Origin of the sequence: Acidicapsa acidisoli (assembly GCF_025685625.1) — a bacterium.
Classification (GTDB): Bacteria; Acidobacteriota; Terriglobia; order Terriglobales; family Acidobacteriaceae; genus Acidicapsa; species Acidicapsa acidisoli.
In genome coordinates, this window is record NZ_JAGSYI010000003.1 from 90294 (window position 1) to 109189 (window position 18896).

The window sequence follows — 18896 nt, forward strand, 5'->3', positions numbered from 1 at the left end:
ATTCGCAGGGTGGCGCTGATCCTTATGTGCCTGCAGCCTGTCGTCGGCATCGTGGCACTGGTAAACGCGCTCAACGCCATATCTGCGGCGCAGGTCTTCCCAATCGGCGTCATTGCCGTGGTAGATGGTCCACATGAGATCACCGATGAATTTGCCCTTCTGATGGGCATGGAAATCGTTGTTTATCTCGATGGCGGTGCGGATGCTCATGCTCGCGCTGCTTTCTTCTCAGATAGGAAGCCACAGCGACGGCATTTCTTCCGGCCGCCCTTGCCCTTCCTGATATTCGTCCGCCCGCATTTTCTACATGTCGCCATAATTTCTTCCTATAATTCCCCTGCAATCAGGGAATGACCTACGCCCTCAAGCTTCACGGTCATCCCCTAAGAGCAGTCGTCCGGCCGGGCCGGGCGTCTCGATTCGCTTCTATCAGCGAATCGAGGGTGTCCACATCTGTGAAGTCAAGGGCACCAGAGCCGGGACACCAATCCGATTCATTAAGCGGCAGATGCTGCGTTTTCCGCCGTTTTAGCTGTGATTGGTTTGCCGAATAGACCTCGCTTCTCAGTAGTAGCTGCAGCGCTCTCTGCTGGAGCCGCCGGCGTCTTCTCAGGCTCCTTCGGAGGATTGTTCTGAGCTGCAGCCGCCTTATCTGCGGGCTTGAAGTCCGGAATGCTGTCGTCGATACCCTGATTCGAGTACCGCGACGGCTTGCCCTCCAGTTCGCGATGCATGGTGTCGTAACCCTGCCGCACGGCTTCGGCGGACAAGACCTCCTCCAACTCCTTCCACGTGGCGTTGAAGTGGTCCTTGATGAGTTTGATCTTGCGCTGTTTGTCGATGGCCGCTTGTCCGGGTACGTGCATGACAAGCAGGTTCTGGATCTCTTCGAGCACGATTTCTTTTTGGAGCTTCTCCTTCTGCCAATCGGGCTTGCCCGTCTGCTGGTCGAAAAGTTTGGCGCTGTTGCGCGATGCGTCGACGCCGACATGCTGACCGCCAATGTTGAGGAGCTCAATATGCGGCAGGAAGACCTTGAAGCCGGGGTTGATGAATTCGCGGCCATCGAGGATGGTGGAGCGGTCCTTCACCACATAACCCTTGCGTATGGTGAGTTTTTTCTTCCGTTCCAATGACTTCTCGGCGATCATCTCGACCAGAAGTGACGGCTCGTAGCCCATCTCGCTTTCAGCTTTCATCTTGGTGCCGGTAGAGATCAGCTCTTTCTTGCCGCCGTCCTCTTTCTCCTGGTACTCATATGTGTTGCCGGCGCGGCCGCACAGGATGATGTGGGCCTTGCTGTTGAGATAAGACTCCGTGAACTGTGCCCACATCGGCTTAATGGCACCGTAATCCTGAAACTCCAAGCGATTGTCTTTGCGCTTGCGCTGGCGGGCAAAGGTGAGGCAAAGCTCAATCCAGAAGTGGGTGATGCTGTCGACGATTAGAATTGCTTGTTCCTTCTCGGCATCCGCAACCGCCTGCTTCAAATCGGAGAATGAGCGCGTGCAGATCGAAATGAATTCGACGCCGGCCTGGTCGAACCAAGGCTTTGCCCATGTCGATCCCGTCTCGGTGTCGAGAAAGAAAACAGGAGGCAGCGCGCCGCCCTTTTCTTTCACGTATTCGGCGAGTCCGATTGCAACCTTGGAGCCGGTGTAGGTCTTGCCCGTACCGGCGTTGCCATAAATACCCATCTTCAGGTAGGCCTGGTTGGGTTTCAGGGGTGAGTTTCTATCAAAAAGTGACATAGTGGACGCTCCTATTGACGCGTTAAAAGGGTGAGCCCGTTTTCGGCACGGGTTAAGGCCGTGTACAACCAGTGATTGCGGTGCTCCCGGAAGGAGCCGCTATCGTCGATAATGGTGACGTGATCCCAACTCGACCCCTGCGCTTTATGGCAGGTGATGGCATATCCCCAGTCGAACTCGTCAAATCGCATTCCCGGAACTTCAAGGCGCTTGGCTTCGCCAAACATGAAGTGGTTATCGAAATGAAAAGGATCGATGGTGATGCTGGTCTTGGGATCATGTACGTCATCCAACTTGACATCCACTTCCCACGCGCCGTGCGCGCCTTTGTAATCTGATTTCAGGTCGTTAAGAGTACCCATCGCGCCATTGAAGAGGCCTTCGCGACGGTTGTTCTTGCAGCAGATAAGGCGCTCGCCAACATTAGGTCGGCGCCCTTCATGCCCACGTAACGTGCGGATGCGCTGCGTATAGGTCCAACGGACGCGATTAAGGCCGCATATCAGCTGCGTATCCTCGCGATACACCAACGACTGTGTCTCCTTGGTCAGCGGCAGGACCTTGACGCGACCAATTTCGTAATGACTCGGCAAACGTTCGCCTTGGCGGGCAAGTGTTGCAAGATGGAGTATCGGGCTATCCAGATTCTGCCGATGAATCTCGCGGAGAAAGACATCGGGTTGACGGTTGGTAAAAGCACCCTGTCCCCTTACTGGCGGCAGCTGACCGGGGTCACCCATGATGAGGATCTTCTTTCCGAAAGAGCGCAGATCCTTGGCCATATCCTCCCCGACCATGCTGCACTCGTCGAGCACGATCAATTCGGCCTTTGCGGCGTCACTCTCTTCGGAAAGGGAGAACGAAAGCGCGCCTGTCTTTTCATCCACCGTGGGCGAATAGATCAGGCTATGTATCGTCTGCGCCTTCTCGACGCCTTTGCGGCGGAGAACAGATGCTGCTTTTCCGGTATACGCGGCCGTGCGGACTTTCGTGATGCCATATTTGTCCTTGAGCTCATCGATAGCTATGTTTGCAATCGTGGATTTGCCCACGCCTGCGTAGCCAGCAAGGTAGAACTCCTGGTGCTTCGTGCCGTACCACTTGACGATGGCCTTTATCGCTGCGCACTGTTCGGCTGACGGAGATATTTTCATGGCGCAGGCCTCCCCATGACGCCGACCAGGTGCACCAGTCCCTTCCGCATGCCCTGCCTCTCTTTCAGCAGCGAAACACGAGTCTCCGCCGCGCTCAGCGCATCAATATCGCCACGCGTGGGCGTGTAGGCGTCTGCTGTCATCTCCAGCTCGTAGAGGGCATTCTCCAACGCCCTGTAGCCTGCAGAGGCCCGCTGACGCGCGTCCATGAACGTGCCGAGGTAGACCACCCTCTCGCGGGCAGCGAGCTCACGGCGCGCCTCTTTCAGGCATGCGTCGAAGCCGGTCCAGAAGTTGTCGGGGTCCTTGCTCATCTCGCCATCGCCTCCCTGCAAATCTTCAGAGGCATGCCCTCTACCCGGAAAAGTGATTCCGCCGCGGCGCTTATGTACGCCTTCGTGCCGATGAACTGCAGGCCGATCCCCTCGATGCCGTCCTTGCCGAGATCTTCCTTGATGGCGATGCGGTCAATCTCATTGAAATCGGCGTTGGCCATGAGCTGCTTGCCCTGGGGCTTCCAGTCAAATCCGGCCAAGAGCCGCAATGCGTTGTCTTCTGCCGTCATTGGAATACTGAATGAAAAAGTGGATCGAGAAGGCGGGTAGAGAGGGGTCCCACAACGACAAGTCCCCAGTAGAAGCCGTCGCGGAACTCATCTTCACCAAAGAACTTCCTCGTGAGCCAGAGCAATACCGGCATGAACAGGCACATGATCAGCGCAGTGATGCAGGCTGATAGTGCCGCCGAGGGATGGTCGACGGGAACTCTCATGCTGGCTCTCCCTGATAAGCACGTTTGCGAGCGTAATCGACAAGGTGACGTCGCTCCGCCGGGTCAGCGATGCGTGCGACATAGCGGGCGGCGAGGTAGGCGTCGTGCTGTGCTTCAGAAGGTTCGGTCGCGGAAGTACCAGCACGCTCATATATCTCGCTCACGGTGACACCGAAGAGTTGGGCAAGTTGCGCAATTTGAAAGGCGGAAAAGGCGTTGGTGCCACACTCACTTTTCTGGATCTGCTGGTAGCTGACGGAAATGGCCTCGGCCAGGAACAGCTGTGTATAGCCATGCTGCTTGCGGAGGGATTTTATCTCTGCACTGATGGCCTTATTGAATTCTGCTGGCGTCATGAGCGCTCACTCCTTGGGTCATATGCTTGTTTAAGCTCAAACTTCACGTAGAAGGCGAAGCCAGCGATATACGGCACCGCAGCCCACCACGGAGATATGCCGAGTCGGTTGCAGGCCTCGACAGCGCCGTAGAATGCAGCCAGCAAGGCTGCCATAGCGGCGTTTACCACGACCATGTATTTGATGAAGGGGATCATTGGGCACCTCCATGAGCCAACAGATTCATTGCAAGAGCTTCTCCGCCGATGAAGCAAAGCGCGAACAACGCTGCGGCAACGGCACAGAAACCGAGCACGAAGATGCACCATGCGGGGCTGAAGCGGACGAGGCTTACGGTTAGGGTGTTCATCAGATTCCCCTCCATGCGACATAGGTGCCGATGATGATGACCGGAAGAATGAAGGCGCAGGCGGCGCCGATGACGGACATCCACAGACTCTCAGGTTCGCGGCCCAAGGCCTGATTCATAAGTTTCTTCATTGCGCTACCCTCCAGTTGACGCGGTTGATGTAGTAAAGCGGTTCGTAATCAGCCATAGCGGACGCGGGCCGGACGTTCGGGTAGCGGTTGTCGAGGATGAACGCGCGGCCGCCGTGGCTCACAAGAAGGATGGCGTGGAAGCGACCATCTTTGCGGATACGGACCCCGACGAACTGCATGTCGGCATCGGCAACACCGAGGGTGTAGAGGGCTGAGTATTTGGCCACCACGTAGTCGCGGCATTCCCCACCAAGTTGCGAGAATTGCACGGGAGTTTGCCAGATGGCCTCGTGGTAGTTCGCTTCGTCGTTGGCATACGGAATTCTGTTGATTTCGCGGTTGATTTCATCCAGCTTGGCCTCGAAGTGAGCGATGGGAAGGCTGTGTGTGCGGATGGGGTAGGCATTCAAGAGTTGCGTCGCGTAAGTCCAGCCTGTGAGCTGCACGTCCATATCAAATGCGGGGCACGATAGCGGCATGATGACGATGAGGATGGGAAGGAGCCTACGCATGATGGCTCTCCCGTATGGCGTCAACTTCGTCACAGAACGCACGGTAATCGACGCGGCTTTGCTCAGCCTTCACACGCGCCTCTATGGCCCTTACTATGTCACCCTCCATGGAACAGCTGGCCATGATGTTCTGCTTGATGGCTGCGACATCAGGGCCGATGCTGCCGATGGATTGCTGTAAGAGGGCGATCAGGTCTTGCATCTACCGACCCTCCCGCTTGGAAACCGCAGCGTACAGGACCTCTTTCGTGTATTCGCTGCTGACTGGACGCCATGAGCCAGCGGTGTCGTTGAAGTATTCAGCGGTCACTTTCGCGTAGATGGTCTGGCGGTTCTCATCGACGTTGAAGCGGTATTTGCGTCCCTTGACATTGTGGTCTGAGACGATCTCATGCTGCCAGGAAGCGGGTTTGATTTTTGATTTGGCCATGACTATGCGCCCTCCCGCTCAAGGCGTTCCGCTTTCATCTCGTCGATCTGGCGGTCCACGGCAGCGTCGAAATCTCTCTGCTCGTGCCAAGCCTTGCTGAATTCGCTTGACAGGTCGATCTGGCCGACATCGGTTAGCGTGAATTCATAGGTGCCAACCGTTTCCTCGGCATCCTCGACCGCTGCCTGACGAGACATGATGACCTCGCCTTCAGACCAGAACTTGTTGCCGGTGGAGAAGACATTGATGAATTTCGTGGGGGTGGGCTTGGAGGGGGGCTGCATGTGGTGCTCATCTGTAGGTTGATGAGGCACCATAGGGAGGAAAAACCCTCCCGTCAACAAAAAAGTGGAGGATTTTTACTCTTTTGCTCCGCCCTCGGTACCAGGCTCGTTATTCTCGTCAGGTAAAATGGTTGCCTACTGCACTCATGACTGTGTTCGTGACGAGGAGGAGCACTTAACATGCCGGTTGCAGTCAAGAAGCAGCGGGGAATCTTTATAAGTCATAGTCACGCCGATAAACGCTTTGCCCGCCGGATTGGCGCAGATTTGAAGGAGGCTGGGTTCCGCGTTTGGATAGATGAAGCAGAAATTATGCTCGGCGACTCCCTCTTGGAAAAAATCAGTGAAGGAATCGATCGGATGGACTACGTCGCAGCTATCATCTCGCCTGATAGCGTCAAGTCACGATGGGTGAAATATGAATTGCGGAAAGCGATGACTCAGGAGATTGAGAACAGGAAAGTCAAAGTCCTGCCGCTCGTGATTGGAAACTGCAAGCTGCCCTCCTTTCTCGCAGATAAGGCTTACGCGGATTTCCGAGACCCCAAGGCCTATAAAAACGGCCTACAACAGGTAATTCGTCGTCTTTCGGTGAGACCGAGTCGGAAAAAAGTAGAAGACACATTCGCGGCCATGCCGGTACCAAGTGCGCCGGTACAAGTTCCGTCGATATCAGTTACACCAGTATCAGCCGCGCCACAAGTGGTGGAGAAACGTCCAACCATCGATCTTCGAACTTTCGAATATAAGAAGGAGGCAACGGACATTGGCGTAGGGCCGGACGAGCTGATGAGCCTTCCCAAAAATGCTTTGTTCCTTCTGTTAATCCGATGTTGGCAGCGGTTAGATGAACTGTTGATGCCAAGTTGGTTTGACGGAAACTATATGCATGACACTATGAACCCCATGAGGATCGAGATTCGTCCAGGCTTCGATGAAATACTGAACGCTCCGAAGACCTACCGGCGCAAAGCCATTCTTGATCGGGCAATACAGATAATGAGCAATGGGTTATCAGTCGTTACCCGTCTGCCCCATCGCGTGCGCTGTCCTTCAATCCTCATAGACTGCCTCGGAACAATGATCGCGGTCATCGAGTACGGTAGAGGTGAGGAGGATGCAGCATATAAGGCCTTTTATGGAACTTTTCGCCTTTATGCCGTGCTAAACGAATATGACAATTCGATCGTGCGATCAGAACTGCTGAAAGACTTCCAAGACCTAAGAAAGGAAGCACTCGAACACAAATGGGCAGATGATACCCCCATTGATCGAAATAAGCTCTGGCATGGGTTATGGCGGGCAGGGCTGCCGAAACTATTCCGTAGCGATCTATTCCAAAAGGTGAGCTTTCTCACAAGCTTTCATAAATTCTGATTAGGTCCGTTGAAGTGAAATTCAGACAATCTTCACGAAAACGATGCGGGCGGCCCATTCGATATTGGCATCTTCAATGTCGCTGGCGTTGTAGCTGGTAAGCGTATACAGGCCGAGCGAGCGGCCCTTCTTGAGCGTCTTCAATAATGCTCTACCATCGCGCAATTTCACTACACACGGTTTGCCGTAGAAGTCCGCCAGAGAGTCGATTGGAGAAATTGGTCTCGTCTTGAGCTGCGCCAGCTGCTGATCCTCCGGTGCCACAATATCCCTGCGGGAGCTGTAATAGACGATCCACCCATTCTGAAACACCGGGTACATGGAATCTCCGCGAATGCGTAGTGGGACGACGCTTGCGGGGTCCAGGCCTGGCGGACACTCCACTTCCTCAAGGCCGGCCCCCTTTGCATGGTCATCGATAGGAAAAACTTCGCCGCCGGCTCCGACGTAGCCCAGCACCTGCATCATTGGCATATAGTTCTCCCCCAGATAGGCCACGACCTTCTGCAGGTTGTCGCCCTTCAGCATCTGGGTACGTCCCCACTTGAAGTCCTTCAAACTGTCGTAGGTGACCGCCGTCTGCCTAGCGAACTCGCGTAGGCTCCATCCCTTGTCTTCCATGCAGCGCGCTATTGCGCCGAGTAAAGTGCCTCGCGTGTGAATCATGCAGGAAGGAGTTATCCTTCCCGGCACCGAGTTTGTCATGAAGTAATATTCCACTTGCGATTGGAGGGCTTTTACTCTATGTCTGAGCAAAGAAGGAGTGCTCATGGATCTGACCAACGTTGATTTGAAGGGTGAATTGCTTCGAGCCGCTAAGGCTTATTGTAAGCGCAAAAGAATTACATTGGGCTCGCTCGGTAAGAAAATGGTCAATGACCGTAAGTTCTTCGTGGAGATGGATAAGGAAGACCGAGGCTGCACGCTTGATACCTTCCAGCGTCTCATTCGTGAATTATCGAGTGATGTAGTCATTTCAATTCCTAAGAAACAGTTAAGCATTGGATCACGTATTAACACGTGAGTAAGAAAGCTACAGTGACAGTTTTATGACAGTTCAGAATTATTCCAACAAAGGACGGGCCTTGATGACCCTACCTCCCCACAAGTTCCCTCAGCCGCCCCGCCAGATAAACCGGCACGAACGCAATTGCGCAGACAATCACGATCAGCGGCAATATGAAGCTGAAGGCAACTTCTGCCCCGCCTATGGGGTCTCTGCGCCGCTTGGCAGAGTAGAGCGTCGCCGCGGCCGCCAACAGCCACACCATTGCGATAATGCTACAGGGAACCATCAAGCCATTCATAAAGCTGCCGGTCTTCCGGCCTTGGATTCGCCGGGCGCAGATATGCTTCATATCCCCGCGTCAGAACATGCAGGCAAAGCACGAACAAGGTGTTCAGCAGCAGCCACACTCCCGCAACCGATAAAAGAATATTCCCCATATTGTTCTAACCCTGTCGATGGTGGCGCACAGCCTATCCCCGCTTCGCAACACCGTCAAGAGCCACGGAGGGTAGCCGCATGACTCTGGCCTCGCCACAACTTCCCCATGCCGAGCCTCTTGCGCCTCGCCGCGCTGGCACTGTCGCCGCCGACCAGCTTAGGCCCATCGTTGAAACCATTTGCCGCCAGGTAGCCACATGACACATCCGCACGCAAATACCGTCACCATCCGCGTCAAAGACGAAGCGTTCACATTGACGGATAAGCAACTTGAACAGGCGGTTGACCGAGTACAACGCCGGCACGATTCATGTGCGCAGCCAGCATCCCCTCGATCAGTGCTTGAGGCGAGGAATCATCGAATCGCACCATTACGACAGCGGCAAGCGCATCTGCACCATACGAGATTGTGCGTTCTCCCGCTCGCATGGCCGCATCTACAACGACATCGGCGGAGATGACAGCGGCATCGACGCCATGACGCTCTACACCGTCACCTACCGGCTTATGAAGCGCACTGGCCCGGTAACGCGGATAGCGCCGCCGTGGCACTGGGTAGAACTCGTGTGTTTTACGCAGCCAGACATTGATGGGACGTATTTCGAGGAAGTGGATTACCGGGCGATTTATGCGTTCGGGCCGAACATTCAGGCGGCGTTTGAGACTCTGGATAAGGCGTTGGGCGAGGCGAGGGACGAGATCAAGGCGCGATTGACAAAGCCCTGATCTGATAAGGCGTCAGTCGGTTACAATTCCACGTATTAAGATTGGGGTATAATCGATGGAATCCCTGCAGACTGCTAGAGAGAACTTTATTGAATCTCTCCGCCCAGCTTTTCTCGATATAGAAGAGACCGTGCATCGTGACCGGCTCGACATTCTCATGGAAACAACCTTAGCCGAAATACTGGTGGAGCAATACAAGGATTGGGTGCCCGCGCCGAGATCCTCTCATCAGTCGGTGCATGTTTTTGCACCCTCTCTCCTCAGTATGCGTGCTGGGCCATCGGCGTCCATGCGAACAAGTGAAGTAGAAACACCACATGAAGTGATTGACCGGTGGATTAGCGGAATTCTTCACCTGTCGCTATATGTTGACAGGGTGTGGGTCGCAGATCCAGTCGAGATTCTAGCTTGGCAAGCACTTACTGCGGAAATGCAATTCACTCTGACAATACATAGGCCAATCATCGCAAATAAGATACAGCTGCTTCATGCACTGAAGGCATTCGAAGAACTCAAGCCGCTAATGGATGCAAAAATTGTCTGCTTATATCCAGCAATGACTTGCTATCAAGGGCGTACTGCGGCTGAGCTGTTTGGTGAGGTCAGAAGTTTCACACGGACCGAGATGGATAATGCATGGCCGGAACTTTATATTGCAGAAGGGCTTTCATATGCCCGGATATTCGATGCTTCGTACACGGCATTATTTGGCGACGAATATACAGCGCTTACACATGCAGCGAGCAAACTCGATAGTGCTCTAGGCCTGGTTGATAGAAAGGTTCTTGCGACATTACCGCAAATCAAACTTCCGTCATTTCGATTTCTCGATGCGGCAAATCTGATGTCGGTGCGGTCCAATGAAGCTTCATTTAATGACTTCAGAAAATTCATGCGCGAGATAACAGCAAAGCTTGCTGGCGGACTTGAAGATCCGGCGTTTTTCGACGAGGTAAGGACATTTGAGAAAGACGAGTTGCAACCAGCTCTTGAGAATCTCAGGAAAGATTTGTTGGGAACCAACATCCTGAAAGAACGCCTCACCGATGTGGGCATGGACTTTTCCGCAGGGGCATTTGCCGGAATCTCGGTAACGGGAAATGTCTTGGCGGGAATATTGGCAGGAACCGCAAGCGCTTTAACAAAAGCTCTTGTCAAAACCATAGTGAAATCAGTCCCGGTAAGATCTGCCTCTTCGGTGGTGTTCAAGTTTGAAACCGGAAAAACCGTCTTTCCGGGGCTTAAGGGATCAACTTCAGCGTGGATCACGGTTATGAGTCATAGTCTTTGGGATAAGATAGATGAACGGCAAACCGATTGGAGGCTTTGAACTCGACACGAGTCGCTGCCTACTCTGTTAAGGGGTATATTAGTCACCCAAAGATTCTTCTTGAAATCTTATGAAATGCGTTTATAGTGATTTTGCTGACACGCCATAGTCGCGTCTTCAGCAATCCCGTTCTTCCCGCCCTCATCGGCGGGTTTTTATTGCCCGAACGGCAGAGGGCGATAAGCTCCTAAGATGGCATTCATAAAGTCAGAAGTATCCAACCAGACCTATGGCCATTGGATTAAGGGGAAACGCTTCTATCGTTGATCGGATCAGTTGGGACTGGTAGTGATGTCAATGCCTCGTGCTGCGCTGGCGCGCCAAAAGTGCGAGCCTCCCGAAGTCCCGAAAGGACTTCACGCTCTGAAATCTGAAGCGTGCCGTAGGCATATTCGCGCAAACCCATCAACACGAAGGCAAGTTCGGCGCATAGGAATATACCAAGGTATTCGATTTGGAGCCACCCGGCACCCGGAATTGATTGGTCGGCGCCCCACGTCCCCAACAGATCCTGTCGTCCCTGCTTTCGCGGCGAAGGTTCTGCCTGTGAGCTGGTTCCGGCACTCTTGGATACAGAGATTTGAATCTGATCGAGAGCGCCATCCAGTTTTTGGGAGTAGCTGAGATAGCAATCCGCACTCAACAGGATTAAGGCCAGGGGCGCGCAGGTGATCATCATGCCGACCCCTTGGTGGCTGAGTATACGGGACAATGTCTCATACCAGTCCGGTTTGTAATCCCCTGAGCCTATTGCACGGGAAAGCGAACCGGTCATTGCAGGTACAAAGATTCCACGCGCATAAAATACCCAGGCAACGAGAAGAAATCCGAACAGGCCACAGAACGTAGCAAGGCTGGTCTTCTGAGACTCGAAAACGGGTATGGCCTTTGCCAGAGTGAGAATCGGAGCGAGTGCCGCGGTAATGAGCGGCATGACGCCCATGTATCCCTTGAAGAAGGAAGCAAATTTTTTAGCCGGTTTTCCTGCAGTTCGTTGCCCATATCTCAACCTCAGATGTTTGAGAGAATCATCCTCTAATCCCTCCATAAAAGCCAAGGGAAATCAGTGATTAAGTGGACTGTCGAGACCCGCAAGCTTTCGGAACTGAAGGCCTATGAGAAGAACCCGCGCCGGATTACCGAAAAGGGCCTGAACGACCTGATAAAGAGCCTTGAGCTATTCGGCCTGGCTGAGCCCATCGTCATTAACCGCGATGACACCATCATCGGCGGACACGCGCGGGTGCAGGGTCTCAAGAGAATCCATAAGGGCAAGGCCCTGAAGATAGATGTTTATGTGCCCGACCGCCTTCTTGATGAAAAGGAAGTTGCCGAACTCTGCATCCGGCTAAATAAGAACGTGGCCGGAGTGTTCGACTTCGACATGCTCGCCAATGAATTCGACCCTCGTGACCTCGTGGCGTTCGGGTTCAGTGAGGACGAGCTTGGTCTAGGTGGTCCGGATGCCGTAGACGACTCTGGTGCACCCGATGAGTCAGATGAGAGCGAATCAGACGATGGCCGCATCATCAAATGCCCCAAATGCAAACACGAATTCAGCGTGCTCGAAAAGAAGAAGAAAAAGAAATGAACAGGCGTTTAACTCATAACTACGCCTCGTCAGGCGTTTAGCTAAAAAGTACATCGGTATGCCAAGGGGTAAGAATTTACGGCCTGAAGCCGCGAACGGTCATCGTTTCGGCGATGCCGGTGGAGCTGATCCGCGCAAGGCCACGAAGATGGGGCCGCCAAAGTGGTCTATCCGTAAAGCACTGGCGCATATGGCAGCGCAGAACATCGATATCAACGACCGAAACGCGCTGAAATCCTTGCTTGGCGATAATCCGACGTTAGCCCAAGTGATTGCTGCGGCCGCTTTGATGAAGGCTTCAAAGGGTGACATGACTGCGGTCGCCTATGCCACTGAAAATATCGACGGCAAAATGCCGCAAGAGACACAACTGACCGGCAAGGATGGTGCCGCTTTGCAACAGCCGGTGATTTACCTGCCGGCAAATGACCGCGCCAGTAATTAGGCCACAGGAAGGCCCTCAGGAGAAATTCCTCGCAACCCCAGCGGACATTGCCATATACGGTGGTGCGGCGGGCGGCGGGAAATCTTACGGCTTACTGCTTGAGCCCTTGCGGCATATAGCGAATCAGAAGTTCGGCGCGGTCATCTTCCGCCGGCAAATGACGGACGTGCTGAAAGAAGGCGGCCTCTGGGATGTGTCTGGTGAGCTTTACGGCTCGCTTGGTGCGAAGTCGAATCAACAGCAGCACAATTACACGTTCGCTTCCGGTGCGCGCATCGGATTCGGACACCTCGAGCACGAGAAGACCAAATACGACTGGCAAGGGGCGCAGATCGCGCTCCTTCTGTTCGATGAGCTGACGCATTTCACGAAGACACAGTTCTTCTACATGCTCAGCCGCAACCGTTCCACGAGCGGTGTGAAACCGTATGTGCGAGCGACGACGAATCCCGATGCAGACAGCTGGGTGGCAGAGTTCATCGCTTGGTGGATTGACCAGAACACCGGTTTGCCCATACCAGAGCGCAGTGGTGTTTCGCGATATTTCGTGCGCCGCGGTGAAGACTTTCTCTGGGCGGACACAGCGCAGCAGCTCGTCGACGAACATCCTGACGTGAGCCTCGCAGAGGTGAAGTCAGTTACATTCATTGCATCCAGCATCTACGACAACAAGATCTTGCTGGAGAAAGACCCCGGATACCTCGGGAACCTGAAGGCACAAAACCTCGTTGACCGCGAGCGCCTGCTTGGCGGCAATTGGAAGATCAGACCGAGTGCGGGACTTTATTTCCAGCGCAGCTATTTCGAGATCATCGATGCCGCACCCGCAGGCTTGCCTGCCGTGCGAAGCTGGGACCTTGCCGCCACGGAGAAAAAAGAGGGCGAAAAGAAAAAGCAAGATCCTGACTGGACGGTTGGCCTGAAGTTGTCGCGCGACATTAAAGGCACCTTCTTCGTCGAGCATGTCGAGCGCTTTCAGGCGAGCCCGCGAAAGGTCGAGACTTCCATCGTCAATCTTGCTGCGGGCGACGGCAAGGATGTCAGAATTCGCATTCCGCAAGATCCTGGCCAGGCGGGCAAGTCGCAATCCACCTATCTGGTCAGTCAGCTCGCTGGATTCATAGTCACCGCCGAGCGTGAGACCGGCGATAAAGTGACACGAGCCGGTCCGGCATCTTCACAGGCGGAGGCGGGGAACATCAAGATCGTGCGCGGGCCGTGGAATGAGGCCTTCCTGAGTGAGTTGGAGAACTTCCCGCCGTCGAAGGGCCATGATGATCAGGTCGACGCGCTATCGGGCGCAATAAACGCAATCCTGCAACCAATACCGGGCGCAGGCTGGCTCGCACACATGGAATCTCAGGCCGCTGAAACGAAGCCCGCAGCGCAATCAATTACCGTGCGCGTGAAGTCACCCCAGCCCTTCGCCCAGATACAGGTCCAGAGCGGCAGGAACTACACCACGGATGCCGAAGGCTTCGTGGATATGAGAGAGGAAGATGTCCCGTCGGCCCTTGCCGCGCGCTGGACGAAAGTGAATTAACCCTACATTTCAGGAGTTCTTATGACCGCAACGACCACGCTCATAGCGCCCAGCCCGAATTACACCCAGCAGTGCCAGAGCGGCAATACCTACACCGCCGTCAATGGCATCATCAGCGGCGTAGCCGTGGGCACCGATGTAACGGATCTGCTCAAAGGTGGTTGTGTGCTAATACCGTCGCCTGAGAACGCTCCGGTCTTACCGATGGTTAAGGGGCAGGTGTACTCTCCACAGGGCGCGACCCTTGCATCTGTGCTGACTGTGTTGGGCACGCTCTATGCATACCCGATCTATATACCGAATCCGATCACCATTAAATCACTTGGCATCGGTGTAGGAACCGGGCAGACTGGCGGAGCTGCGCACGTTGGTATTTATGCTGACAATGGTGGCCAGCCGGGCGCACTCGTCTATGACTCAGGGGCGATTGCTGGTCTGACGAGTACAACGACGGTCGTCGATACCATTTCCAGCAGTAATCCCACACTCACCCCCGGCTGGTATTGGGTTGCTACGATCTTCACTGCATCAAGCACGATGCCTTCCGTTGACGGCATCAGCGCTACGTATACGGGGCTTGCGAGCATGATCGGCTATGATACGCACGCGCATGCGCTTGCGACTTCCGGTGAGGCAGCAACCGGCATTTCTGTTACCGGGCAGACCTACGGTGCGCTTCCTGCGACTTTCCCGTCGGGATCGACGCTGACACTCAATGCCACAACGCCTGCGGTGTCGATCGGACTCTGAGCCGATTGCTATCCCGGCGATAAAATCAACCGCCTCTTCTTCAGGAGTCTTGAATGGCGAAAACCTTCAGCGTCATCGCGCAAAGTGCGTTCCAGACCTTTGCGGCGCGTTCAGGCGCTACCTACACAGCCGATGCATACGGCACAATCAGCGGAGTTCCGTTTCCGGATGTCTCCGACCTGATTGTCGCCGGATGCAACATCGTAGGCACGCTTGACCAGCTCAACAACCTGAGCGCTACGACCGATCCGACGGTGAGCAACGACAACACGCAGGACTATTCCGTCGGTTCCCTATGGCTAAATACGAGCAACAGCAGGGCATGGCGGGCATTAAGCGTGGCCACTGGCGCGGCAGTATGGATTCTCGAAGGCGTGGTTCCGGGCGTGGGCATCGAGCCATCGAACATGATTACGCAGTTCGGCTCCGCGACCGGAGCCCTGTCTACGTTTACCGAAGAGGGCAACCTGTACCGCGCGGAAAGCCTCGCAGGCATTGGCAATGCAGCTGATACCACAGATGACGTTTTGTTTTCGGGATTGCCATTCCTGCCAGCGCCTTTGACATTGCCGGTCGTGGTCTCAATATCACGGCATTCGGTCAGACGGGCTCGACAACCAACAACAAGCGAGTCAAAATCTTCTTCGGCTGTACCTTTACCGGCGGCACGCTCGTGAACGGAATTCAAACGGGCGGCACCGCATCCGGCGGCTCTGTGGTTGCAGATACCGGCGCGTGGGTGAATGGGACCACGGCCAACAACAACGTCGGGTGGAACCTTTTCGCTCAGATATTCAAGGTCGGAGCTGCGGGAAGCAATACGCAAATCGCGCAGGGACAGTCCATTCTGGGGTCCATGCATGGCGGCGCCACGAGTGTCATCAAGCCGACAGCGACGGAAAGCGGCGTCATCAATATTGCCGTCACGGGCTCCTCATACACGACGGGGGCGGCAAGCGATGTGCTCTGCAACTCGTTCAGCGTCAACGCGATGAACTGAGATAAAAAGCAAAAGGTTAAGCCATGCCGGAAGGGGGAAAGGTAACGCCTATATCCTCCAGCATCATCGCGCGCGTGACGCAGGCGGCGCGGTACGTCATTACCGGCAACGCTGATGGATGGTTCCCTGCAGGGCAGCCTCTGAAGCCCCAGGCCCCGCCCGAGGTCAAAGGCCGGCAGTTCGACTATTCGACCTACGTCAATACCACGTATACGCCGCGCGCCAGCGAGCCGGTATCCTTCGCGGATCTTCGTGGCCTTGCCGACAACTGCGACATCCTCAGCGCCGCCATCGAGACCCGTAAGGATCAGATGGAAGCGCTGGACTGGAACATCCGCATCGCGCCGGATGATACGAACAAGCGAAAGAGCGCTACGGCGGAACAGCAGAAGCGTATCGACGCGATAACGGAATTCTTCCAGTACCCGGATAAAGTCAATACCTTCGAGCAGTGGCAACGCCAGCTCCTCGATGACATGTTCATCATCGATGCGCCGTGCCTTTACAAACGACGTGACCGTAAGGGACGCCTGTTTGGACTAGAGCTGATTGACGGAAGCACAATTAAAATCCTGCTTGACGACTCTGGTCGCCGGCCGCTCCCCCCTGATCCTGCATATCAGCAAATCATCAAGGGAATACCGGCTACGAACTATACGAGTGACGAGCTTCTGTACCTGGTGCACAATCCCCGCACCCACAAAGTGTACGGGCGCAGTCACGTGGAGCAGGTGCTGATCACCGTCAATACGCTGATACGACGCGCGCTGCACCAGCTTGAATATTACCGCGAGGGCAGCCAGCCTGACGCCTTTTTAGGGCTGCCGAAAGAATGGACCACGGATCAGATCCGTGATTTCCAGAAGAATTTCGATGCGATGATGGCCGGCAACCTGGCAATGCGCCGTCGGTTGCGCTTCATGCCCGGCGAGTTCAAGTACCAGGAGACGAAGCCGCCTCAGCTGAAAGACGAATACGACGAGTGGCTGGCGCGAATCGTCTGCTACGTCTTCTCGCTGCCGCCTACGCCTTTCATCAAGCAGATGAATCGCGCTACGGCGGAATCCTCGCACGATGCCGCGCTTGAAGAAGGCCTCGCCCCGCTGCAGAAGTGGATGCGCAAGAACATGAACCGCATCATTGCGGTGGACTTCGATTCACCCGACCTTGAATTCGCATGGGTCGATGACCGTGAGCAGGACCCGTTACAGGCGGCTCAGATACGCGAAGGTGATACAGCGAAAGGCATCATCTCGATTGATGAGGCCCGCCAGTCCATCGGTCTTGATCCGCTGGGAGGCGCATTCGCTGTCCCGATGGCACTCACGGCTACAGGTTATGTGGCTGTGAAGTCTCCAGAGGAACAGCAGGCGGATAACGATGCCCAGCAGCAGGCGACACAATCCCTGGCTGAAGCGCATGCCAAGCAGGGCGCTAACAATGGCCAGAATGACAATAAACACGGCGGTGGTGATGAAGGCGGGGCTCAGGATAAAACGCCTCCGAAGGGCGAGAAAGCCAAGCCTGAAGCAGGCAAGGTATTCAAAGGCTTAAAAAAAAAGCCAAATCCGTATCTCCTCACGACAGGCCACAGGCACGAGCATCGCGAGCGGGCATAAAGAAGCTTGCTGAAGAGGTTTTGGCAAAGACAGGTAGGTCGGTAGTCACCTATAACCCCTCGGCATCGAATGCGAACTGGCGCGATACGACCAATAGCGCCGATCGCACGTTTGGTGGCGGCGCCAGCGGCGATAAGACCGTCAACCTGCTGGGGTCCGGCGGTGTTGCGGGAGCGCAAAACTATATCCACTACACAGCGAACGCGAGGATGTGATGACTATTGCCACGGTTGAGAACGCCGGTACGAACTACAAAGTCACATCGTCCACAGGCGAAATCTGGTGGGTGCCAAAGGACCCGCTTAACAAGGACTATGTGAGCGTTGAGGCGTGGATAGCAGCAGGCGGCGTCGTCAGTTAAACCGAAATATCAAAGAGGAAGTAATGGCATCGGAAAACGGCGACCTGAAGGAATCGGGCTGGAGGATCAATAAGCGGATCGACATCGCCACTGTCGGCATGCTTTTCCTTCAGACCCTGGCCGTGGTTGTCTGGGGCGTCCACCTGGAGGATCGCGTCGGCGTCCTTGAGCGCACCAGCGTCACCACCGAACAATTCGGGCGCGTCGACGAGAAGATGAATTCGCTCAAGGACGATACCCCTGACATACGGAACGCCCTCATCGATCCGGATTTCTATGAGCACGTCCAGAACGATGACCTAGAGGGACGAGTTTTCATCTCCCGGGATACCGAAGCGGTGGACACAAAACGCGGATACTTTATGGGCTACGATGTTGACCAGAATCAGGGCTGGAGAGTGCTTGAGGTGCTGAATATCTTTAGCAGCGAACGAGAGCCAGATTTCCGGAAGTTCATTGGGGATTGCTATGAGGCGACAATGAACAAGCCGAATCGAGCCTTCCGATCCGTCCTAAGCCGGGAACCTATAGACTTATGAGGTCTCAGGACGCTCACGTCTGAGATATGCCGTTTCCGCCTCACACTTTGCGTCTGCGCATGGTGCTACCCGCAATCGTGACCACCAAGGTTTTGGTATCGATTGGATAGGTTAAGAAAGCGTCGTATTCGACATCAGAGAGGGAAACTGGCTGCGATCCGGTCTGAAGGATGACCGCAATCGCTTCCCACTCCGACTCCGGGTTTGATCGAATGCGTCTACACACTTCATAGCCGTGCAGGTCCGGCAGATTGGGATGCGGCACGGCTCGACGCCTCCAGTCAAAGCTTCAATTCCCGGCTCGCAATTTCGCGCTCACGCGCCCGACCGTCCCGCAGGGCATCCACGAGCGTCATCAGTTCATAGAGCTTCGCTTCTTCGAGAGCAGCCAGCGGCCGGTTCTTGTGTAGAGGCGAAAAACTGTAGCCAC

Annotated in this window: 33 protein-coding genes; 17 read left to right on the plus strand and 16 right to left on the minus strand. The window is 54.9% G+C overall.

Features of this window, described 5'->3' with window-relative positions:
- Window positions 1-9: 9 nt before the first annotated feature.
- Window positions 10-354: a hypothetical protein gene (locus OHL23_RS17995; protein WP_263353342.1), complete on the plus strand. Its 345-nt coding sequence runs from the start codon at window positions 10-12 to the stop codon at window positions 352-354.
- Between the two features lie 143 nt (window positions 355-497).
- Here the strand turns inward: OHL23_RS17995 and OHL23_RS18000 are convergent, their stop codons facing one another.
- From OHL23_RS18000 to OHL23_RS18045, 10 genes are read right to left on the minus strand one after another with little or no spacing between them, the layout of a single operon-like run.
- Complete coding sequence (locus tag OHL23_RS18000) at window positions 498-1751, minus strand: ATP-binding protein (RefSeq protein WP_263353343.1); 1254 nt, start codon at window positions 1749-1751, stop codon at window positions 498-500.
- Between the two features lie 11 nt (window positions 1752-1762).
- A complete protein-coding gene (locus tag OHL23_RS18005) occupies window positions 1763-2905 on the minus strand; it encodes an ATP-dependent DNA helicase (RefSeq protein WP_263353344.1) in 1143 nt (380 codons plus the stop codon).
- A complete protein-coding gene (locus tag OHL23_RS18010) occupies window positions 2902-3219 on the minus strand; it encodes a hypothetical protein (RefSeq protein WP_263353345.1) in 318 nt (105 codons plus the stop codon). Before OHL23_RS18010 ends, OHL23_RS18005 begins: the two co-directional genes overlap by 4 nt.
- Window positions 3216-3470 carry a hypothetical protein gene (locus OHL23_RS18015; protein ID WP_263353352.1) on the minus strand — a complete coding sequence of 85 codons (255 nt, stop codon included), beginning with the start codon at window positions 3468-3470 and terminating at the stop codon, window positions 3216-3218. Before OHL23_RS18015 ends, OHL23_RS18010 begins: the two co-directional genes overlap by 4 nt.
- Entirely contained in the window at window positions 3467-3676 is a 210-nt protein-coding gene (locus tag OHL23_RS18020) for a hypothetical protein (protein WP_263353353.1), read from the minus strand. Before OHL23_RS18020 ends, OHL23_RS18015 begins: the two co-directional genes overlap by 4 nt.
- Window positions 3673-4032: a helix-turn-helix domain-containing protein gene (locus OHL23_RS18025; RefSeq protein ID WP_263353354.1), complete on the minus strand. Its 360-nt coding sequence runs from the start codon at window positions 4030-4032 to the stop codon at window positions 3673-3675. The genes OHL23_RS18020 and OHL23_RS18025 overlap by 4 nt, the downstream gene beginning before the upstream one ends.
- Window positions 4029-4229, minus strand: coding sequence for a hypothetical protein (locus OHL23_RS18030; RefSeq protein ID WP_263353355.1), 201 nt, complete (start codon window positions 4227-4229; stop codon window positions 4029-4031). Before OHL23_RS18030 ends, OHL23_RS18025 begins: the two co-directional genes overlap by 4 nt.
- Window positions 4226-4381, minus strand: a complete 156-nt coding sequence (locus OHL23_RS18035) for a hypothetical protein (RefSeq protein WP_263353356.1) — start codon at window positions 4379-4381, stop codon at window positions 4226-4228. The genes OHL23_RS18030 and OHL23_RS18035 overlap by 4 nt, the downstream gene beginning before the upstream one ends.
- Window positions 4381-4512 carry a hypothetical protein gene (locus OHL23_RS18040; RefSeq protein ID WP_263353357.1) on the minus strand — a complete coding sequence of 44 codons (132 nt, stop codon included), beginning with the start codon at window positions 4510-4512 and terminating at the stop codon, window positions 4381-4383. The genes OHL23_RS18035 and OHL23_RS18040 overlap by 1 nt, the downstream gene beginning before the upstream one ends.
- On the minus strand, window positions 4509-5024 hold the full coding sequence (locus tag OHL23_RS18045) for a transglutaminase-like cysteine peptidase (protein ID WP_263353358.1): 516 nt from the start codon (window positions 5022-5024) through the stop codon (window positions 4509-4511). The genes OHL23_RS18040 and OHL23_RS18045 overlap by 4 nt, the downstream gene beginning before the upstream one ends.
- Here OHL23_RS18045 and OHL23_RS18050 point away from each other — a divergent pair.
- Window positions 5023-5205, plus strand: a complete 183-nt coding sequence (locus OHL23_RS18050) for a hypothetical protein (protein WP_263353359.1) — start codon at window positions 5023-5025, stop codon at window positions 5203-5205. The two genes, OHL23_RS18045 and OHL23_RS18050, sit on opposite strands and share 2 nt — an antisense overlap.
- Window positions 5206-5226: 21 nt before the next feature.
- Here OHL23_RS18050 and OHL23_RS18055 read toward each other — a convergent pair whose 3' ends face one another.
- Both OHL23_RS18055 and OHL23_RS18060 read right to left on the minus strand, forming a co-directional pair.
- The gene (locus OHL23_RS18055) at window positions 5227-5454 is read right to left on the minus strand and encodes a hypothetical protein (protein ID WP_263353360.1); all 228 of its coding nucleotides are present in this window, start codon (window positions 5452-5454) and stop codon (window positions 5227-5229) included.
- A gap of 2 nt (window positions 5455-5456) precedes the next feature.
- Window positions 5457-5771: a hypothetical protein gene (locus tag OHL23_RS18060; protein ID WP_263353361.1), complete on the minus strand. Its 315-nt coding sequence runs from the start codon at window positions 5769-5771 to the stop codon at window positions 5457-5459.
- A 147-nt stretch (window positions 5772-5918) separates the two neighbouring features.
- Here OHL23_RS18060 and OHL23_RS18065 point away from each other — a divergent pair, with 147 nt between their 5' ends.
- The gene (locus OHL23_RS18065; protein WP_263353362.1) at window positions 5919-7115 is read left to right on the plus strand and encodes a toll/interleukin-1 receptor domain-containing protein; all 1197 of its coding nucleotides are present in this window, start codon (window positions 5919-5921) and stop codon (window positions 7113-7115) included.
- Between the two features lie 21 nt (window positions 7116-7136).
- Here the strand turns inward: OHL23_RS18065 and OHL23_RS18070 are convergent, their stop codons facing one another.
- Window positions 7137-7781 (minus strand): S24 family peptidase, encoded by a 645-nt coding sequence (locus OHL23_RS18070; protein ID WP_263353363.1) that lies wholly within the window; start codon window positions 7779-7781, stop codon window positions 7137-7139.
- A gap of 103 nt (window positions 7782-7884) precedes the next feature.
- Here OHL23_RS18070 and OHL23_RS18075 point away from each other — a divergent pair, with 103 nt between their 5' ends.
- Complete coding sequence (locus OHL23_RS18075) at window positions 7885-8139, plus strand: hypothetical protein (RefSeq protein WP_263353364.1); 255 nt, start codon at window positions 7885-7887, stop codon at window positions 8137-8139.
- Between the two features lie 70 nt (window positions 8140-8209).
- Here OHL23_RS18075 and OHL23_RS18080 read toward each other — a convergent pair whose 3' ends face one another.
- Window positions 8210-8473 (minus strand): hypothetical protein, encoded by a 264-nt coding sequence (locus OHL23_RS18080; protein WP_263353365.1) that lies wholly within the window; start codon window positions 8471-8473, stop codon window positions 8210-8212.
- A 167-nt stretch (window positions 8474-8640) separates the two neighbouring features.
- On the opposite strand from OHL23_RS18080, the gene OHL23_RS18085 reads away from it, so the two are divergent.
- The 3 genes from OHL23_RS18085 (at window position 8641) to OHL23_RS18095 (ending at window position 10618) form a co-directional block, all read left to right on the plus strand.
- Window positions 8641-8763, plus strand: coding sequence for a hypothetical protein (locus OHL23_RS18085; RefSeq protein ID WP_263353366.1), 123 nt, complete (start codon window positions 8641-8643; stop codon window positions 8761-8763).
- A gap of 69 nt (window positions 8764-8832) precedes the next feature.
- Window positions 8833-9288, plus strand: coding sequence for a hypothetical protein (locus tag OHL23_RS18090; RefSeq protein ID WP_263353367.1), 456 nt, complete (start codon window positions 8833-8835; stop codon window positions 9286-9288).
- 55 nt (window positions 9289-9343) lie between these two features.
- Window positions 9344-10618: a hypothetical protein gene (locus OHL23_RS18095; RefSeq protein WP_263353368.1), complete on the plus strand. Its 1275-nt coding sequence runs from the start codon at window positions 9344-9346 to the stop codon at window positions 10616-10618.
- A 241-nt stretch (window positions 10619-10859) separates the two neighbouring features.
- On the opposite strand, the gene OHL23_RS18100 is transcribed toward OHL23_RS18095, so the two are convergent.
- On the minus strand, window positions 10860-11552 hold the full coding sequence (locus OHL23_RS18100) for a hypothetical protein (protein ID WP_263353369.1): 693 nt from the start codon (window positions 11550-11552) through the stop codon (window positions 10860-10862).
- A 132-nt stretch (window positions 11553-11684) separates the two neighbouring features.
- Here OHL23_RS18100 and OHL23_RS18105 point away from each other — a divergent pair, with 132 nt between their 5' ends.
- Genes OHL23_RS18105 through OHL23_RS18150 form a run of 10 tightly spaced genes read left to right on the plus strand, consistent with a single transcriptional unit; the run spans window position 11685 to window position 18466 of the window.
- Complete coding sequence (locus OHL23_RS18105; RefSeq protein WP_263353370.1) at window positions 11685-12209, plus strand: ParB N-terminal domain-containing protein; 525 nt, start codon at window positions 11685-11687, stop codon at window positions 12207-12209.
- Window positions 12210-12267: 58 nt separating this feature from the next.
- Entirely contained in the window at window positions 12268-12654 is a 387-nt protein-coding gene (locus OHL23_RS18110) for a hypothetical protein (RefSeq protein ID WP_263353371.1), read from the plus strand.
- A complete protein-coding gene (terL, locus tag OHL23_RS18115) occupies window positions 12635-14197 on the plus strand; it encodes a phage terminase large subunit (protein ID WP_263353372.1) in 1563 nt (520 codons plus the stop codon). Before OHL23_RS18110 ends, terL begins: the two co-directional genes overlap by 20 nt.
- A gap of 21 nt (window positions 14198-14218) precedes the next feature.
- A complete protein-coding gene (locus OHL23_RS18120) occupies window positions 14219-14947 on the plus strand; it encodes a hypothetical protein (RefSeq protein WP_263353373.1) in 729 nt (242 codons plus the stop codon).
- A gap of 53 nt (window positions 14948-15000) precedes the next feature.
- The gene (locus OHL23_RS18125) at window positions 15001-15624 is read left to right on the plus strand and encodes a hypothetical protein (protein ID WP_263353374.1); all 624 of its coding nucleotides are present in this window, start codon (window positions 15001-15003) and stop codon (window positions 15622-15624) included.
- Window positions 15621-15947 carry a hypothetical protein gene (locus OHL23_RS18130; RefSeq protein ID WP_263353375.1) on the plus strand — a complete coding sequence of 109 codons (327 nt, stop codon included), beginning with the start codon at window positions 15621-15623 and terminating at the stop codon, window positions 15945-15947. The genes OHL23_RS18125 and OHL23_RS18130 overlap by 4 nt, the downstream gene beginning before the upstream one ends.
- A gap of 23 nt (window positions 15948-15970) precedes the next feature.
- A complete protein-coding gene (locus OHL23_RS18135) occupies window positions 15971-17566 on the plus strand; it encodes a phage portal protein (protein WP_263353376.1) in 1596 nt (531 codons plus the stop codon).
- 20 nt (window positions 17567-17586) lie between these two features.
- The gene (locus tag OHL23_RS18140; protein ID WP_263353377.1) at window positions 17587-17781 is read left to right on the plus strand and encodes a hypothetical protein; all 195 of its coding nucleotides are present in this window, start codon (window positions 17587-17589) and stop codon (window positions 17779-17781) included.
- Window positions 17781-17927 (plus strand): hypothetical protein, encoded by a 147-nt coding sequence (locus OHL23_RS18145; RefSeq protein ID WP_263353378.1) that lies wholly within the window; start codon window positions 17781-17783, stop codon window positions 17925-17927. Before OHL23_RS18140 ends, OHL23_RS18145 begins: the two co-directional genes overlap by 1 nt.
- Before the next feature lie 23 nt (window positions 17928-17950).
- The gene (locus OHL23_RS18150; RefSeq protein WP_263353379.1) at window positions 17951-18466 is read left to right on the plus strand and encodes a hypothetical protein; all 516 of its coding nucleotides are present in this window, start codon (window positions 17951-17953) and stop codon (window positions 18464-18466) included.
- Window positions 18467-18506: 40 nt separating this feature from the next.
- On the opposite strand, the gene OHL23_RS18155 is transcribed toward OHL23_RS18150, so the two are convergent.
- On the minus strand, window positions 18507-18731 hold the full coding sequence (locus OHL23_RS18155; RefSeq protein ID WP_263353380.1) for a PleD family two-component system response regulator: 225 nt from the start codon (window positions 18729-18731) through the stop codon (window positions 18507-18509).
- Window positions 18732-18896 lie beyond the last annotated feature (165 nt).